14 protein-coding genes and 2 tRNA genes are annotated in these 16,837 nt (G+C 55.1%); 3 read left to right on the top strand and 13 right to left on the bottom strand.

What is annotated here, in order from left to right; genetic code table 11:
• Nucleotides 1-57 precede the first annotated feature (57 nt).
• The 8 genes from PYW49_RS07975 to PYW49_RS08010 form a co-directional block, all read right to left on the bottom strand.
• Nucleotides 58-2,244 (bottom strand): TonB-dependent receptor, encoded by a 2,187-nt coding sequence (locus PYW49_RS07975; RefSeq protein ID WP_320386181.1) that lies wholly within the window; start codon nt 2,242-2,244, stop codon nt 58-60.
• Nucleotides 2,245-2,429: 185 nt separating this feature from the next.
• The gene (yahO, locus tag PYW49_RS07980; RefSeq protein ID WP_023310654.1) at nt 2,430-2,705 is read right to left on the bottom strand and encodes a DUF1471 family periplasmic protein YahO; all 276 of its coding nucleotides are present in this window, start codon (nt 2,703-2,705) and stop codon (nt 2,430-2,432) included.
• A 149-nt stretch (nt 2,706-2,854) separates the two neighbouring features.
• Entirely contained in the window at nt 2,855-3,886 is a 1,032-nt protein-coding gene (locus PYW49_RS07985; protein WP_320386182.1) for an ABC transporter ATP-binding protein, read from the bottom strand.
• A 1-nt stretch (nt 3,887) separates the two neighbouring features.
• Nucleotides 3,888-5,462 carry an ABC transporter permease gene (locus PYW49_RS07990; RefSeq protein ID WP_063429328.1) on the bottom strand — a complete coding sequence of 525 codons (1,575 nt, stop codon included), beginning with the start codon at nt 5,460-5,462 and terminating at the stop codon, nt 3,888-3,890.
• Nucleotides 5,463-5,486: 24 nt separating this feature from the next.
• A complete protein-coding gene (locus PYW49_RS07995) occupies nt 5,487-6,503 on the bottom strand; it encodes an iron ABC transporter substrate-binding protein (RefSeq protein WP_134348557.1) in 1,017 nt (338 codons plus the stop codon).
• Between the two features lie 356 nt (nt 6,504-6,859).
• A complete protein-coding gene (locus PYW49_RS08000; RefSeq protein WP_320386183.1) occupies nt 6,860-7,690 on the bottom strand; it encodes a CPBP family intramembrane glutamic endopeptidase in 831 nt (276 codons plus the stop codon).
• Between the two features lie 79 nt (nt 7,691-7,769).
• Nucleotides 7,770-7,845, bottom strand: a tRNA-Thr gene (locus PYW49_RS08005).
• 258 nt (nt 7,846-8,103) lie between these two features.
• Nucleotides 8,104-8,180 (bottom strand) — tRNA-Arg (locus PYW49_RS08010).
• A gap of 279 nt (nt 8,181-8,459) precedes the next feature.
• On the opposite strand from PYW49_RS08010, the gene PYW49_RS08015 reads away from it, so the two are divergent.
• The 3 genes from PYW49_RS08015 to fimZ all read left to right on the top strand — a co-directional run bounded on the left by PYW49_RS08015 (nt 8,460) and on the right by fimZ (nt 11,344).
• On the top strand, nt 8,460-9,158 hold the full coding sequence (locus tag PYW49_RS08015) for an EAL domain-containing protein (protein WP_320386184.1): 699 nt from the start codon (nt 8,460-8,462) through the stop codon (nt 9,156-9,158).
• Nucleotides 9,159-9,182: 24 nt separating this feature from the next.
• On the top strand, nt 9,183-9,911 hold the full coding sequence (locus PYW49_RS08020; protein ID WP_320386185.1) for a helix-turn-helix transcriptional regulator: 729 nt from the start codon (nt 9,183-9,185) through the stop codon (nt 9,909-9,911).
• An 800-nt stretch (nt 9,912-10,711) separates the two neighbouring features.
• Nucleotides 10,712-11,344: a fimbria biosynthesis transcriptional regulator FimZ gene (fimZ, locus tag PYW49_RS08025; RefSeq protein ID WP_134348561.1), complete on the top strand. Its 633-nt coding sequence runs from the start codon at nt 10,712-10,714 to the stop codon at nt 11,342-11,344.
• Between the two features lie 51 nt (nt 11,345-11,395).
• Here the strand turns inward: fimZ and sfmF are convergent, their stop codons facing one another.
• From sfmF to fimI, 5 genes are read right to left on the bottom strand one after another with little or no spacing between them, the layout of a single operon-like run.
• The gene (gene sfmF / locus PYW49_RS08030; protein ID WP_320386186.1) at nt 11,396-11,917 is read right to left on the bottom strand and encodes a fimbria assembly protein; all 522 of its coding nucleotides are present in this window, start codon (nt 11,915-11,917) and stop codon (nt 11,396-11,398) included.
• A 9-nt stretch (nt 11,918-11,926) separates the two neighbouring features.
• Nucleotides 11,927-12,934, bottom strand: a complete 1,008-nt coding sequence (gene fimH, locus PYW49_RS08035) for a type 1 fimbria D-mannose specific adhesin FimH (RefSeq protein WP_320386187.1) — start codon at nt 12,932-12,934, stop codon at nt 11,927-11,929.
• Nucleotides 12,927-15,488, bottom strand: a complete 2,562-nt coding sequence (locus tag PYW49_RS08040) for a fimbrial biogenesis usher protein (RefSeq protein WP_320386188.1) — start codon at nt 15,486-15,488, stop codon at nt 12,927-12,929. Before PYW49_RS08040 ends, fimH begins: the two co-directional genes overlap by 8 nt.
• 14 nt (nt 15,489-15,502) lie before the next feature.
• Nucleotides 15,503-16,195 carry a type 1 fimbria chaperone FimC gene (gene fimC / locus PYW49_RS08045; RefSeq protein WP_134348565.1) on the bottom strand — a complete coding sequence of 231 codons (693 nt, stop codon included), beginning with the start codon at nt 16,193-16,195 and terminating at the stop codon, nt 15,503-15,505.
• A 34-nt stretch (nt 16,196-16,229) separates the two neighbouring features.
• Entirely contained in the window at nt 16,230-16,775 is a 546-nt protein-coding gene (gene fimI, locus PYW49_RS08050) for a type 1 fimbrial protein subunit FimI (protein WP_047347218.1), read from the bottom strand.
• Between the last annotated feature and the right edge of the window lie 62 nt (nt 16,776-16,837).

The following is a 16,837-nucleotide window of genomic DNA, read 5'->3' on the forward strand; positions in this document are numbered from 1 at the left end:
ATGCTGGAGGTAGCAAGGGATTGGGGCATCCCTGCCCCGGATAACGAGGTGGAACGCTTAGAACTCGTAGCCAACCGAGACCTTAAAGGTCCGCGGTTCACCCTGAGTGATGTAGGTGCCGGAATCGTCCACGCTGGCCCAGTAGTTTTCGTTGGTCACGTTGTCGATGCCGGCGCGAACCGTCATCTGGTTTGCATTGTGGTTCACCGCGAAGCGATAGCGCATCCCCAGATCCAGCGTGGTGTAGCTGTCGAGCTTTTTGCTGTTCGCGAGGTCGGCATACTGCGTGCCGGAGTGGTTTACGCGCGCGGTCGCGGTCAGGCCATCAATCGGTTTAATGTCATATTCCGCACCCAGCACGGCGTAGAAGTTCGGGACACCGATCGCGTCATTACCCTGGTTGAGACCGTTATTGGTTTTGGTCAGCTCCGCCTGTAGCCAGGTGGCGCTGGCGTTGAGACGCATCCCCAGCACCGGCTCGCCAAACACATTCAGCTCAACGCCGCGGTTGCGCTGCTCGGCGTCCAGGCCGTAATGCTTCGTCTGGCTGTCGAGAATAGCGGAAGGCATTTTGATTTCGAACAGCGCCAGAGAGCCGCCTACGCGACCGAAGTCGGCCTTCACGCCCACTTCATTCTGCTTAGAGTGAACGATACCGGTGCTCTGCCCGTAGTTAGTGGCGCTGTCAGGCGCGTTTTTACCCGGCTGCAGCGCTTCGGTATGGTTAGCATAGAGGGAGATTTGCTCCCACGGCTTGTAGACGACGCCGTAGGTTGGCATCCAGCGGCTGCCGTCGAAGCCGTCCGCGTCGTTTTCCGCACCGGTGATTTTGTTATACCCGCGGATGACCACTTTCTGGTGGCGCGCCCCGGCGGTGAACAACAGCTTATCGTCCAGTACGCCCAGCGTATCGCTCAGCAGCCAGCCCTGGGTTCGGGTGCGTCCGCTGGTCAGCGGATCGCTGTACTTTCCGCCAGAGCCGTTGAAGTTGGTACTGTCCGGCATATCGACGCCGGTGTTGTGGTAGATGTTGGTCGTCGGGTTATCCTTCGCTGCCGACATTTTCCACGCGATTTTTTCGTTTTTCGTCATCGCTGAATAGCCGACGTTCACCTTATGCGACACAAAGCCGGTAGTAAAGTTACCGCGAATACCCGCCATCCCGCTGACGGCGTCGCTGATGCGGTTGGTGTCGAGGCGGCTGACCGTCGCCTTACCGCTTTTATCAACCAGCTTCGGTGCGCTGTAGGTGCCTTCCTCGTGCGCGTGCTGGGCCCCCAGGCCGGTATAGACCGTCCAGCTGTCGCTGATGTCGTACTCGCTGCGCCACATCCCAAACTCGTTCTCGATATTGCTGTAGGCCCACTTCTGCGAGATGTTGCGATCGTTTTTCGGCGGCTCGGGCACAAAATCCACCGCCGAAATATTGACGCTGGTCGGGCTGCCGTGGAAGGTCTTTTTCTGATAGCCCAGATCCAGCGAGGTGCGCAAGCGGTCACCTTTGTAATCGAGGCCGGTTGAAAGCAGCGTGGTGCGTCGGCGATCGTTCGGTACGCCGGTTTCCCCTTCACGATGCACCAGGTTCACCCGCGCGCCAAGCTGGTCGTTGTCACCATAGCGACGACCCGCATCCAGCGTGGTACCAATCTGTGAATCCGAGGTGTAGTCGACCCCGACTTTCGCCTGCGGGATCTCGCCCGCGTGTTTTGGCTCAAGGTTGATCATCCCGCCCACGCCGGAGCTCGCCGCGCCGTTCATCAGGGCATTTGCCCCTTTGAAGATCTCAATGCGATCGACCATCTGGGCATCCACCACCTGGCGCGGCAGAACGCCGGACAGCCCGCCAAAGGTCATGTCGTCGCCGTCGAACTTCAGGCCGCGGATGCGGTAAGTTTCCGCGCTGTTGCCGTAGCCCTGAACGAACTGTACCCCCGCGTCGTTGGCGACAACGTCAGCGATGGTTTTCGCCTGCTGATCTTCCACCAGCTTCGAGGTGTAGCTGATGATGTTGAACGGCACATCCATGGCGTTCTGCTGGCCGAGCATCCCCATACGCCCGCCGTTCGCGACCTGTCCGTCAAGGAAGGCTGGCACTGGCTGGTCACCGCCGGGTTTAAAATCGCTGGCAGGTGCAGACTGCACAACAATGGTGTCTTCTTTTTTATCGTCCGCTGCGAAGGCGGAATGTGTCACCGCGCCAACGGCGAGCGCCAGCAGCGTTTTGTGTATTTTGGTGTTGTTCATCGTTAACTCATTCGAAAGTGCGCGCAAAAATGGCCCGTTATCGGGCCTTAGAATATATTGGTTGCAATGCAAATGAGAACTATACGCATTATCTATGCGTTAGCAAGTATAACCGGGTACGGGAGGGAAGCGTGGCGAGAGAAGATGAAGAACAACCACCCCATAATGGGGTGGCCGCAATAACGTTATTTTTTCTTGTAAATATTGGCCGTACCGTGAATTTTATTGTTGGTGTTCCCGGAAGTGAGCACCAGGACATCCGCGCCTTTTTTATCGGCTTTCTCAATCAGTTCTTTTTTTGCATCATCAACCGATACCTCATTCGAGGTGTTTACCGTACCGATTTTTTTATACTGAGACGCAACTTTCTTGAACTCGCTTTTAGTCAGTAGCTGTGCAGCAAAAGCATTGGTCGTAAACAGTAATGCCGTTCCCAACAAAATAGCAGTCGTCTTTTTCATAACCTTTTTCCTTGAGATTAATCAGCAACTACAAAAAACCTCACACTGGATGGTGAGGTTTTATGAGCATGGTAGAGAATCTGAGGAAATGCCATACGTTCGGGAAAATTCTTTTATAACAACCCGTTGCATGAAATTACTAACGAATATTAAGAATATTCGAATACCCGCGCGGAGCCAGCAATATCAATGCGTACCGCCGTGCCGGGGTTCCATCCTGGCTGGCTTACGGTCTTCAGAATAACGGGTTGTTGCTCCCCGGCTAACGCAAGGGTGAGCGTCGACAGCTGGCCGGTAAAGTCCACGTCAAGAATGGAGATCGGGCTTTCATGCGAGGCACATGCCGTCACGCTCAGTTGTTCCGGGCGCAGCATCACTCTGCCCTGTCCTGTCGCATGGGCATTATCCGTGGGCACCTCGCCCAGCGCGCACACGGCGTAACCCGCGGTGAGCTCTGCCGGCAGGATCAGCGCATCGCCAAGAAATAGCGCCGTCTCTTCGTCAACGGGACGGGTGTAAACCTCATAAGGCGTCCCGACCTGCGTGAAGCGTCCGGAACGCATGACGGCAACCTGAGTGGCAAAGGACAACGCTTCGTTCTGATCGTGGGTGACCAGAATCGAGGCCACGCCCGCTTCAGCCAGCAGATCGGCCGTGGCTTTACGCGTCATGGCCCGCAGGCCGGTATCCAGCGCCGAGAACGGTTCATCCAGCAGCATCACTGAAGGACGCTGGGCCAGCGCGCGGGCAAGGGCCACGCGCTGCTGCTGTCCGCCAGAAATCTCATGGGGCCAGTGCGTCGCGAGCTGCTTGTCCAGAGAGACCATCTCCATCAGCGCCTCAACGCGCTGGCGCTTCTCGTGGCGGGTACCGTCCAGCCCCCAGGCAATGTTATCTGCCACATTGAGGTGGGGGAACAGCGCGCCCTCCTGAGGCACAAAACCGATCCGGCGCAGGTGGGCGGGAACAAAACTGTTTTCATCGAACAGCGTTCTCCCCTGCATGACAATGCGCCCGGTGTCTGGCGTTTCAAACCCGGCAAGAATACGCAGCAGCGTGGTTTTACCCGACCCGGACGGCCCGACAATGGCCGTCCTGCTCCCCGGCGCAACGCTCAGGTTTAAGCTGTCGAGCACCTGCACATCAGAAAACGATTTAGAAATGGCGGTTAATTCAAGCATGTCAGAGCCCTGCAATTTTCTTCGACTGCATATAGAGAATGGCGGTCAGCGGGAGTGAAATCAGGATCATCAGCATCGCGTAAGGCGCGGCAGCCACATAATCGATTTCACTGGTCAGCGCCCAGAATCCGGTGGAGAGCGTGCGCGTGCCCAGTGGAGAGAGCAACAGCGTGGCGGTCAATTCGTTGCTGACGCCGAGGAAAACCAGCGCTGCCCCCGCCGCCGCACCCGGCGCGGCCAGCCGCATCGTGACGCTCCAGAGCGCCTTCGCGGGCGTGCTGCCCAGGCTGCGCGCCACGTTTTCCAGCTCGACCGGCGCCTGCGCAATCCCCGCCCGCAGGTTGATGAGCGCACGGGGCATAAACATCAGCAGGTAGGCAAGGAACAGGGTTATTTCCGTCTGGTAAATGGGACGGGCGTAATGAATGGTGACGGTGACCAGGGCGAGCGCCGTGACAATCCCCGGCAGTGAGCTGGTGATATAGATGCACCCTTCCAGCATCCGGAAGATGCGGTGCGGATAGCGAATACCGAGCCACGCAATGGGGATCACGCATGCGGTAGTCAGCAGGGCTCCGCCCACGCCGAGCATCAGCGTCTGGCGCAGCGAGTGCCAGAGATCGGCGCTCATCCAGTTTTGTACGCCGCCGAGCCAAATCCAGCGGCACAGAACAATTAACGGCACGCCCAGCGCCAGCACGATCAGCACGATGAAAAACAGCTGACCCAGCGCGGCGGCCGCAGGCTTCAACGGCCAGCGTTTCTGCTCGCGCGCGGCCCCCGCGCCAATGCGCGCGTAGCGTGCTTTTCCGCGCGTCACGCCTTCCAGCACTAAAATAGCCAGGCAGCACAAGGCCAGCACGCCCGCCAGCATGTTCGCTGCCGGGCCGCTGAAGGTAGACTGGAACTGGTCATAAATCGCCGTGGTGAAGGTATCAAAGCGGATCATCACGTACAGGCCATATTCTGCCAGCAGGTGCAGCGCCACCAGCAGCGCGCCGCCGCAGATAGCCAGCTTGAGCTGGGGCAGCACCACGCGGAAAAAGACCCGCCACGGCGGCGTGCCGAGCGACGCGGCAACATCTTCGAGCGTCGGGTCAAGGCGGCGCAGCACAGCCGCAACCGGCATGTAGATAAATGGATAGTAGGCAAGAACGGAGAGGAAAACGCCTGCGGAGAGCCCGTGCATCGACGGGACAACGCTCACCCAGGCATAGCTTTGCACAAACGCCGGGATCGCCAGCGGGGCCACCGCCAGCGCAGACCAGATCCCCCGCCCGGCAAGCTGCGTGCGCTCGGTGAGCCAGGCGATCGCCACACCCGTCACGATACAGAGCGGTACCGCTAAAGCCGTCAGCCACAGCGTGTTGCTGAGGAGTTCAGCAACACGCGGGCGGAACACCAGCGCCTTAATGGTTTCCCAGCCCGTCTCAATGCCAATGGCAATGATAAAACCCAAAGGCAGAAGCGCCATTAATGAAAACAATACAGCTAACGCAACCATCGGCAGTGCAGGACGCCTGCGAGCAGGCTCCTGCACTCTGTTTTTTCCGATGTCGAGACTCAGACCAGACATAAGACCTTCACTTCACTCTCAGGATCACAGCAGGCCGGCTTGCGTCATCAGCTCGATAACTTTTTTACTGTTGAGCGCTGAAGGTTCAACTTTCGGTGCATCAAGATCTTTCAGCGGAACCAGTTTCGGGTTTGAGGCCGCGTTCACGCCCACGGCGTATTCAAAGGCATTGTTGGTACGCAGACTTTCCTGACCTTCTTTACCGGTAATGTATTTGATGAAGGCCTGCGCCTGCGCTTTGTGTTTGCTGGACGCCAGCACACCACCACCAGAGAGGCTAACAAACGCGCCCGGATCCTGGTGTTTGAAGTAATAGAGTTTGGTGTTTTTGCTGTTTTCGCCCGTTTTGGACTGATCGACAAAGCGGTAATAGTGATAGATCACGCCGCCATCAATCTGGCCGGCATTGACCGCTTTCATCACGGTGCTGTTGCCTTTATAGGCAACGAAATTGGCTTTCATCGCCTTGAGCCATTCCAGGGTAGCCTGCTCGCCTTTCAGGGCCAGCATTGCGCTCACGATGGCCTGGAAATCCGCGCCTGACGGTGATGCCGCCCAGCGGCCTTTCCACTCGGGTTTTGCCAGATCCATCAGCGATTTAGGCAGCTGCTGTTCGCTCAGTTTTTCCGGGTTATAGACAAACACCGTGCTGCGGGCGGCGATGCCGATCCAGCGACCGTGCGCCGGACGATATTCCGCCGGTACCTGCTTCAGGGTGTCTGCCTCCAGCGGCGCAAACAGGTTGGCATTATCCACCAGCACCATTGACGGCGAGTTCTCGGTCAGGAATACGTCAGCCGGGGATGCGCTGCCTTCCTGAACCAGCTGGTTACCCAGCTCGCTGTCATCGCCGTTACGCAAAGTCACTTTGATGCCGGTTTCTTTGGTAAAACCGTCAACCCACGACTTCACCAGGTTTTCATGCTGCGCGTTATAGACAACGATACCTTCGTTGTTTTCGGCAGCAACCGATTGTGTAGAAAGGAAAAGTGATGAAGACAACAAGGCAAGCGAGAAGCAGGACAGCAGGCGAGAATTCATGAACATATCCTTAATAGACCAACGGGAGTAACCACTCATAGCTTTGTGGGAGAGGATTAAATCATACAACAACGCTAATGATAATTAGTATCAATCGAGTTTAGACGTAAAAGTGTAAAATTTCTTTATTGCAGGTTTTAGAATGATAAAAACCCAAATTTTAATCCGAGATAATTTTTAGATTAAGAAAGCCTTAAGCCTGCCCGCAATGAAATTAATTAGCCTTCTATTCATTCTGACGCGAAGTGAAATTTGTTATTTACGCGCCCGGCATATATAAAAAAGCCCCGATATTTCGGGGCTTTTTATGCTTATCCAGAAGTAGCCAAATTATAAGGCTACTATTAAAAAACGCATCACGTAGCCGCGTGAGGGGCATACATCGGATAGGTGAAGAACAATAAATGCACGCAGTTCAGCCCAAAATGGAATAACGTTGCAACCCAGAGCCTGCCGCTCCACATCCACGCCAGGCCGTAAATAATACCGGCGAGGCTGGCAAAAATAATCAATAGTAAACCGCCGCTATAATGCATCAGCCCAAAGATGACTGAGGCAATCAACAGCGCGACAACAGGATGAATAATCCGGGACAAGCGTTGCTGCAGGTAGCCTCTGAACAAGGCTTCCTCGGCCAAAGAGACGAAGAAAATATTCGCAAGGGCAAATTGAGCGAACCATTCTGGCGCATGCGGCTCAATTCTCAGCCCCCCCAACGCAACAGCAAGAAGTAACAGAGCGGGTATCGCAAGAATCAATATTCCCCAGCTGACCTTACCCGCTTTATAGAGGGGTTTTGCTACGAATAACGTTGACATGCATGTAATTAAAAAGAACGGCACCACGGCCTTGTCCATATTAAAGTACATACTGAACGGTATGCTTTGCGGACCAACGACGACAGCATCAAGCACTTTGGGGTTATGGAAGCCCGGGATCGCATGCAAAACCAGGGCAACGGCGATGACCACGCACAGGACTTCGACCAGATAAGTATATTTATTATTTTTATTGCGGAGCCATTCAACAACAGACCAGCCAACAACGATTGATGCAATAACCAGCAGCGCAGGGGCGTCAAGAATGCTCTGTTTCCAGCCGAGAAATGCCGTTAACCCCAGCATCAGGTAAGCCAGGCTTTTATTAAGGGAGAGTGCGGCAAGCGATGCTGCGAGTAAATACCACATAAATGTCCTTCATGACCGGTATGAACAACAGTGAAAAGGAATGTCGTGCCGGAGGCATCCCGCGGGGAAGCCATAAATATGGTGCCGACTACCGGAATCGAACTGGTGACCTACTGATTACAAGTCAGTTGCTCTACCTACTGAGCTAAGTCGGCGTTGGTCCGCCACCGGAGCCTCGAACCCCGTACTACAACATCCTGGTTGTCGCTCTTCCCGATGAGCTAGTGGCGGTATGGTGGCCCTTGCTGACCGGTCGATGATGGAACAAAGGTACTCACCGACAGGCTATAGAGCCGGGAGCAAGATGATACACATCCAGAATTAACCATGCAAATCCGACGGTTAAATTCAGGCACAGGGTGAAGGAACGGTAGTGGCTGGTAGGTCTGGGGAAGAATTGCGCTGAGACTAAATGGCACGCCCTGTAGGATTCGAACCTACGACCTACGGCTTAGAAGGCCGTTGCTCTATCCAACTGAGCTAAGGGCGCACTGAGAAGAGTGAACTTCGCGGCGATGAAACGCGAAGAATTATACGGTCAATGGCAGGTGAGTCAATGCCTTTTCCGTTTTCTGGCCTGATTAGGGCTAGTTGATTGTAAATATGGCTGTTTTTTCTCCATCCCCCCGATTTTCTCCCGTACAATTTCGTGCTGCGAAAAGGCTTAGTTGCATTTAAGTAACGCCTGCTGTTTTCCTGTACGTCAGCTCGTCACACTAGAGCCTGGTATCCCGGCCCCCTGGAGGCTGACAGACAACAGGACAATGGAGTGACAGCGCAAAACCCGATCGATACGCCCCCCCGGTTGCAGTACATTTCTCAGGACATCGTCGGCATTAAGCTTGAGCCTATCGTCGCCCTCGCCTCCTTGCGCCTGGTGGGTGTGGAGGTACTTAGCGTTCTGTCAGACACGCGGCACAGCGAGGATTTTTTTTGCGATCGGTCTGCAGGCTGGTCGATAACGCTGCTTGAAGCGCAGCTTGCCGCGTTAAAAAATACGCCGCACGGTCATAACCTTTTTATTAATCTGCCGATAACCGTCCTGACAGAGCCTGCGTCTTTTCAGCGGCTTATCAGGTTGTCAGCCGCGCCGCTCAGTATTGAGATTGTCGACCTCGCGTCCTTTTTGGCGCTGCCCGTCGCGCAGAAGCAGCGCGTCATTCAGAATCTGCAGCAGCTCAGAAAACAGGGACACGCAATCTGGCTGGATGACGTGGATGAAGTCTTAGCGCAGTCGTTTTTAGCCTGCCGACTCCCGTTAAGCGGCATCAAAATAGATAAGGAAGCATTCTGGCGTTTACGCGATACCCCTGCGCTGAGGCAACTGGTTTCCCTTTGCTTTCAGCTTGCCGGGAAAGTGCTTATCGAAGGTATTGAGACTGAACGCGATCGTACCTGGGCACTGCAGGCAGGCGCAGATCTCGGCCAGGGATATTACTGGCCGTCCTGGACATGGCCGGAGGATTAAAACGCCATTTCCAGGAGGGAGACCATGCGAATGACAGTGCGCCGTTACCGGCGGCGGCGTACCGGAAGTGATGCACTGGGATTTACGCGCTCACCTTTTGCTCCCCCCTTTTTCGACCGGCTCGAATTTTTGAGCCAGTCCATCAGCCAGCCCCGCAAAACAGACGCTCCGTTTATCATTCTGGTGACGGAGGATCACTTCCTGCGCACCGGTTTTCTCAACGGGCAGTTTCCCCTGAGCAGCTGCTGCGACTACGCCACGCTGGACGACGCCCTTATCGCTCAAACGCAGTGGCCATCAGCCCGTCTGGTCGTGGATATTGAGAGCCGGTCCACGGGGCTTCTGGAAAACCTGGATCAGTTGAGAAGGCATAGCCTGTTTCCTCCTTTCCTTACGCCCTGGCTGTTAATTCGGGCCGACAATTACGACACCCGCCTCTTCTGCAAAGCGGCCGGTCCCTTTCATGTGCTCGAACGTCAGCTGAACGCCGCGGCTCTCCAGCACAGCCTGCTGGATACCAGCCCTCCACAGGGTTCCGACAAAGACTGGTTCTCTCGCAACGAATGGCCCATCCTGCAGGAGCTCTCACGGGGCAGGACATTGCGTCAGATTGCCCTTATGCAGAATCGTCCCTATAGCCGCATTATTTATCGTCTCAGCTGCATCCTGCTGAAACTCGGGCTAAGCCATCGCCAGGAATTGCTGCATCTTCTTAATAACCTTTCGGACTGCACGTTTTCACTCACGTCCTAACCCCTTATTTCCTAAAGCGGTTTAGGAATTTACTTACCAGCAGCGTTACAGAAATGTTATTTCTTAACATTAAAAACGAAATTACAACTATTCCTAATTTATGGGCACGAACCTTGTGAAATGCCACAGATTGACGGAACGGCAGCACTTTCCTCCATCCGTTAAGTGAATGCAGAAAGCGTTAATAAGATGATAATGATGTAAAAACAAGCAGCTTAGCGACACCTCCCAGGAGTAAAAAGCAAAGCGGGCAGCATGTTCTCCTGTGCAGCAGACGCCGTTACCCTGGTCAACCGGGGTACTTTCAGATGAAGGCCTGACGGCCTGCGAGGGCAATTTATCACCTCACCGCCGTAGGGTCGTCCCCCGAAATGAGGTGTATTTTTGTTAACAATTGATCAACATACAGAGATATCTGTTATTTTTTGTTATTACATAAAGATGAAAATATGCGGTAAATGGGATAACAGGATATTTCCGCTAATTTTAAAAAAATAGCGATTCAGATCCAGAAGATAATACAAACCCTTAAGCGGATATTAATTTACAGGGTTTTCGGAAAAAACTTACTCTGTATAATAAGATGCGTACCAAATCTGAATAAGAAAAATCTTTTTGCCAACACCAGCCAAATGAGATGACCGCGCTGAGGCATAGTTCTTTTCATTACGTTAACAGGGATGCTTTCGCTCTTTCCAGGGAAATACTACGGTATAGGGATCTGCACATTATATCCTTCCGGCATTTCGAGAGTTTTACCAAACTCTGCATAACGCTTTTAACAATCTGAGGCATTAAAAATGAAACCGGCATCCGTTATCATTATGGACGAACATCCTATCGTCAGAATGTCGATAGAAGTCCTGCTACAGAAAAATAAGAATATCACAGTCAAGCTCAAGTCTGGCGATAGCCATGAAGTCCTTGACTGTATCCGCAATCACCCTATCGATCTGGTGATCCTTGACATTGAACTCACGGGCACGGATGCTTTCTCTTTACTTAAGAGAATCAAAAATTTAAACAAGAACATCAAGGTTCTGTTCCTCTCGTCTAAATCAGAGTTATTTTACTCGGGTCGCGCCATTCGCGCCGGGGCAAACGGTTTTGTCAGCAAACGAAAAGATTTGGGTGAGATCTACAACGCCGTAGAAATGATTCTGATGGGCTATTCTTTTTTCCCGTCGGAAACGCTGAATTTTATAAACCATTTGGGTTCAGGGAAAGGGATGGCAGTAGATATGCCATTATCGAACCGCGAGGTTACGGTATTACGGTATCTGGCGAATGGATTATCCAATAAGGAAATTGCTGAGCAGCTACTATTAAGCAACAAGACCATTAGCGCGCACAAATCCAATATTTATTCCAAGCTAGGTGTGCAAAGCATCGTGGAATTAATTGATTACGCCAAAGCGCACGAACTGCTATAACCTGAATTCACTCCCTGCAGCTTATCTGAGCTTCAGGGAGTGCGGTCAGTGCTAATTATAATTAATCATGAAGGTAGCATCTGCATCAGCTCGGCCGGGCTGAGGGTTATCGGCAGTGGCGATATAATTGGCATAAAACGACAATGTCGCATTCCCCTGCGCATCAACCGAAACCGGCTGGCTGGCCTGCTGGAGAGCCAGACGCGTTTTATCCGCATCCCTGATCTCCACCGCGACACGGCTTGCTGTACTGGCGTCATTTAGCGCCAGCAAACCGTTATTGCTCCCATCGGCTTTACCCGAAAACGTAATGGATGCCGCCCCTGGCGGGCAGCCGGTCAGCTTGAGCGTAAACGGCATGGGCTGCGTGCGGCTCCCGGTGGTGCTGAGCTGTTTCGTCGGCCAGGTACCCAGCGGGACGGCCTTGTCGCTGTCGCTGCCTTCGGCAACGCAGGTGAAATCGACAATATTGCCGTAGAGCCGAATGTTAATTTCACCCAATGCGGTGTCCGCCTGAGCCTGGGTGCAAAGCGCAAAGAGCGCCACGGTGATAAAACGGATCCCGTTTCGCATATCGGCTCCTTAGTCGTAATCCACGCGCAAATACCCGCGCGAGGTGAAACGCCCTTCCGCAGGCTTATTGCCCGTCACGCTCACCGGCCAGACCCGGATCCCTACCTGTGCCTGCGCGCTGTCGTCCAGGCGGAACGGAATTTTGCTTGTCAGGTTATTGGGCGTGAGCGGCGCACCGCTCTCGTTGGCAATGATGAACCCCACGTCCGGGTTATCCGACACCAGCACGTTATCAGAGACTTTTTCCGCCTCGACGCGCATCGTCAGCATGGCGTTCGCCTCCACGTTGGTGCATTTGATCGCGATGGTTTTGCTTTGCGATGTGACCCCCTCCGGTTTATTACCCACGCCCGCTTTGCTGAACAAGGAGGCGCCAATGTCACCGAAGTCAAACTCCACTACGTTACCGGCATTAATGGCACAGCTTTGCGGCACCTGTATGGTTCCGCTGTAGCTGATGGTATAGACCGGCGAGGTTAACGGATCGGAAGACGTGGTGGTCACATAAACGCGGAACATGGTGGCACGCGGGATCACCACCATATTAATAAAACGCCGGGTCACTTTCAGACGGAAGACAAGGCTGGAGTCCTGAACGCCAAACGGTTTGTTTTTGGAGACGTTAGGATGGCTGCCCATCTGAATATAGCTTTTGGGCGGATAAAACACGCCAGCAAAGCTGTCCGTGATTTTCATGGCCCCGTCCAGATAGTCGTTAAGTTTCAGATACTGGTAGCCATCGCTGGTTCCGGTGATCGGGTAATCCGTCACATAGCTACGCTTGGTGGTATTTCCGGTCGTGCCCTTCGGGCAGACGGCATTCACCCCTACCCACTGCGACTTCTCGCTGAGCGTCACGACCTGCCCAATCTGATTATTCGAACTATTGAATTTATCCGTCAGGTTGTAATGCACCTCTGTCGGCACGCCTTTTTCATTGACGCACACGGTCGCGAATGCGTTTGTCGCAGGCAGTAATGCCAGCAGCGACAAGGCAAGGTATTGAGTTTTAATCACAGCGAATCCCCTTAAGCGTGATTGCCTGTTGCAGGCTCTGTTCAGGCAAGCTGTAAGGCGCACGACACTGGGATTGTGCCCCGTCGCCCCACTGGATCAGCAGCTCGCCCTCCAGCGGCAGCCCACTCAGGTAAATTTGTCCGTCATCCCCCACCATGCTGGTCACGCCACTCTGGGTTTCACGGACCACCGCGCCGAACGGCACGGGCTGGTTGCCGCGCGTCACCGTCAGCAGCGCGCGCACGCCAATGCGGGTATCAAAGCTGGCACGCACCAGCGCGCCTTTGGTCGGCACCACGCTGCTCACGTTGTTTTCGATATCGGTATTGTTGCTCATGGTGTTGGTATCCAGCGCCACGCGGTTGTAGCGATAGACGGTGGCATACGGCATCACCGCATAGCCGCGCCAGTCGGTTCTCACGCCGGTCTGGTTTTCGACGCTGACGCCTGATGCCCCCGGCGCTTTGATCAGCACGTTGGTGTCGCCCAGCGGCTGGCTGAAGGTCACGCCGTCAGCATGGCCGACCACCCCGCCGGAGAGCTGCCAGTTGAGATCGTGCTGATCGCGGCTGTAGTTGTAGCCCACGCCCAGCGTGCCGTAGGTGGCCTGCCAGTTGGCGCTGGCGCTTCCGCTTGAGCCGTTGGTGCTGGCGTGTCCCTGGGTCACGCTGTAGTTCAGGTTGCGATCCTCCAGCAACGTTCCGCTGACCCCGGTTTGCCAGCTTGTGTCGCCATCGCTGTTTCGGCTGGCGGACGCCGTGGCGTAGGCCCTGTCAATGACGCTGTCCCGGCGATAGCCCTGACGGGTAAAGAGGCTGAACGGCACGGAGACGTTAAACGACGCGATCCGGTCGGTACCGTCGATCCCGACGGATTTGTTCCACGACCACGAAACGGAGTAGTTAACCCCCTTCACGCCCCCCGCATACCCCAGCTGATACCAGAGGTTCGTCTCGTCCGTTCCCCAGTAGGTCTGCTCGCTACCGGAGATGTACACCGAGCCGTAATCCCCCAGCGACTGAGAAACGTTGAGCTGAAAGCGGCCTTTTTTATTCCACGTCAGGTTGTGATAACTCTGCACGTCCGGCACATCGTTATCGTCCTGACTGTCGGCATACTGATAGCCTTCCATTGAGCGCCAGGCGACATCGTCCAGGGTATAAAACCCTTTTGTGGAGTAGCGGTAGCCCAGCAGCTGGAAGTTGGTGCCGAAGCCGTTAAGGGATTTCGCATAGAGGAAGCGCAGAGACTGGCCTTCATGTTTGCTGTCGTCCGCGAGCTGGCTGCGGGCGTGGGTGATATCAAGCGAAACCGCGCCCCAGTCGCCGAGGTTTTTTCCGGCCCCGATGGCCACCGCGGTATAGCGTGACGCCAGCTGCGTGCCGCCGTAGAGCGTGTAACCGTTGGCAAGGCCGGTAATCAGCGTTCCCTGGGTGAAGAACGGTGTATCCTGATCGCTGTTACCGCTGCGGTAATCCCCCGCGACGAGGTCGTACTTCCAGCGCCCTTCACGCTGCAGGAGCGGCACGGTGGAATACGGCACGGTATAGCGCTGCTGGGTGCCGTCTTTCTCTTCGACCGTCACTTCCAGGTCACCGCTTGAGGAGGTCGGGTTGAGATCGGTAATGGCAAATGCGCCGGGCTGCACATAGCTTTGATAGATAACGTAGCCGTTCTGACGCACTACCACTTTGGCGGGCGTCCGGGCAATCCCGCGCACGGTCGGTGCGTAGCCCTGCAGGCTGTCCGGGTACATGCTGTCAGACGAGAAAAGCCGACCGCCGCGAAAGCCCACGCTGTCGAAGACGTCATTCCCGGTATTGCTGTCGCCCAGCACCAGTTCACTTTTTAACGGAATGACGGTGCGCTGCGCCCAGGTGCCGATATTCTGCCACTCGCTGTGCCGCTGCCCGTTATTCTGCGTGTACCGCCATGCGCCGTTGTTACGTAAACGCCAGGCGCCGTAGTTCAACCCGCTCTGCAGGTTCAGGTAGTAGCTGTCGTCTTCGCTTCCCCGGTTGCCCGAGAAGCTGTAGTTCACCAGTGCGGCGGGGATGCCTTCATCCCACTGTTCAGGCGGAATGTAGCCCCGGGCGCTGTTTTGCAACGCCACCTGCGGCAGGCTGACGTTCAAACGCTGCGAGGCAAAGTTGAATACCGTTTCGCTGCCGGGAATGGCCGTGGTCAGCGGAACGCAGGTCTCGCCCTGCACGTTAGCCAGCTCGGGAAACGCCGCAGCGTTGACGCCAAAGCGATCGAGCATCGCGCGGGTAATACACGGCGATAACCCGCCCGCCACCGGCGGCGTGTTCTCGGCCTGCTCAAAACGCACGTCCTGGGTACCGATAAACTCATCGTTACGCCAGATATCCACGCGATAAACGCCAGGTGCCTGCTGGTGCCCTTGTTCAAAACGCGACAAATCCGCCACGCTGGCGGCGTCGTCGGACAAGAAGGCCGGGTTGAAATAACTTTCGCTCCAGCCAGCCTGCGGCCAGAGCGCCGCCATCAGCGCCAGTGCAACCGGGCAGTAACGTCCCTGGTGGTTTTTCATCGCCCTGACTCTGCTCACAGGTTAACGCTACGCGCCGGCGTGATGGCACCATAGTCATTCACGCTCTGCCAGGAAAGCGTGCCGCCGGCACCGGCTGGCAGCACCTGCTGCGCCGAGCTTTTCGGCGCAACCATCAGGTTATCCAGCGTCTGCCCGCCCAGTTTCAGATTGACCAAAGTGATGTAGTACGGGGACGCGTTGCTGACTTTGAGATGGTTGCCGGCACGCTCAAACCGCAGCTGGGAAAGTGCCTCTTCCGGCTGCATCGCCAGGTTGTTCGGGCGCACAAACAGCTTGATGCGCGAGAGGATCGCCAGCTGCAGCACGTTATTGTTTTCGGTTTTCGCTTTGTTCACTGACGGGATCGCTTTCACGTTCATGTAAAAGAGCGATTCGCGATCGGCAGGCAGTGCGGGCCCGGCATAAATAATACGCAGCGTGTTTTCGCTGTCCGGCTCGCTCACAAACAATGGCGGGGTAACGGCAAAGGTTTTTTCTTTTTGCCCGTTCGCATTTTCGATCCACGCGTTAATTAAATAGCGTTCTTGTTTGTTGCTGTTGGTGATCGCCAGCGACGTTTGCTTCGCATCGGCCGGGTAAATAACGCGCGTGGCCCCCAGCGCAATTCCGCCGGACGCATTCGCGCATGCAGAAACCATCATTAAAATAAACGATAAAAAAAGTCCTGGTTTAATTAGGGTATTCATCACAACCGTACCTTTAATAATGTGTTCGCAGGTGTTATGGATAAATCAGCGTAAACCAGACATCCGACTGAATTTTGCCTGGCTCGAGGTGTTCGGAAATAGCCCGATAGCGGGCGCTAAAATGGAACGCCAGCTCGCGGGTATCGACCGGCAGCCAGCTGACGGCCGTGGCATTCGGGATAATCTGACGCTGCTGTTCGTCAAAGAGCGCCAGCCCAACGCCGCTGCTGACAGGTGTTTCACCCGGCCGCGATGTCGCCAGAAAGACCTGCGGATCTTCTGCGGGAGTGACACCCTGAAACTGGATCCCCACGGTGCGCGAGACATCAACGCTGCAGTCCAGCAGCCGCACGGTGAAAGGCACATTTACCGTGGAAAAACTGCCCACACCGGAAAATGAATTGGTTCGGTACTGCCCCATGTCGATGCGCATATTCTGGCTGTCCGGCGCCACGGCGCAGCCGCCGTTCACCAGTTCACCTCTGAGATGCACTTTGCCGCCTTCAATCACCACGGTATGCGCCGATACCGGGCCAGCCATCGCAAGGGTTAACAGCAGTAGTGTTCCAGTCCTTGTCATCCTTCGTTCCTGGCATTTGCGTATGACGGGCCTCATCCGTGAGGCCTGAACATCCCTGTGCG

The organism is Enterobacter chinensis, from assembly GCF_034008295.1.
Taxonomy (GTDB): domain Bacteria; phylum Pseudomonadota; class Gammaproteobacteria; order Enterobacterales; family Enterobacteriaceae; genus Enterobacter; species Enterobacter chinensis.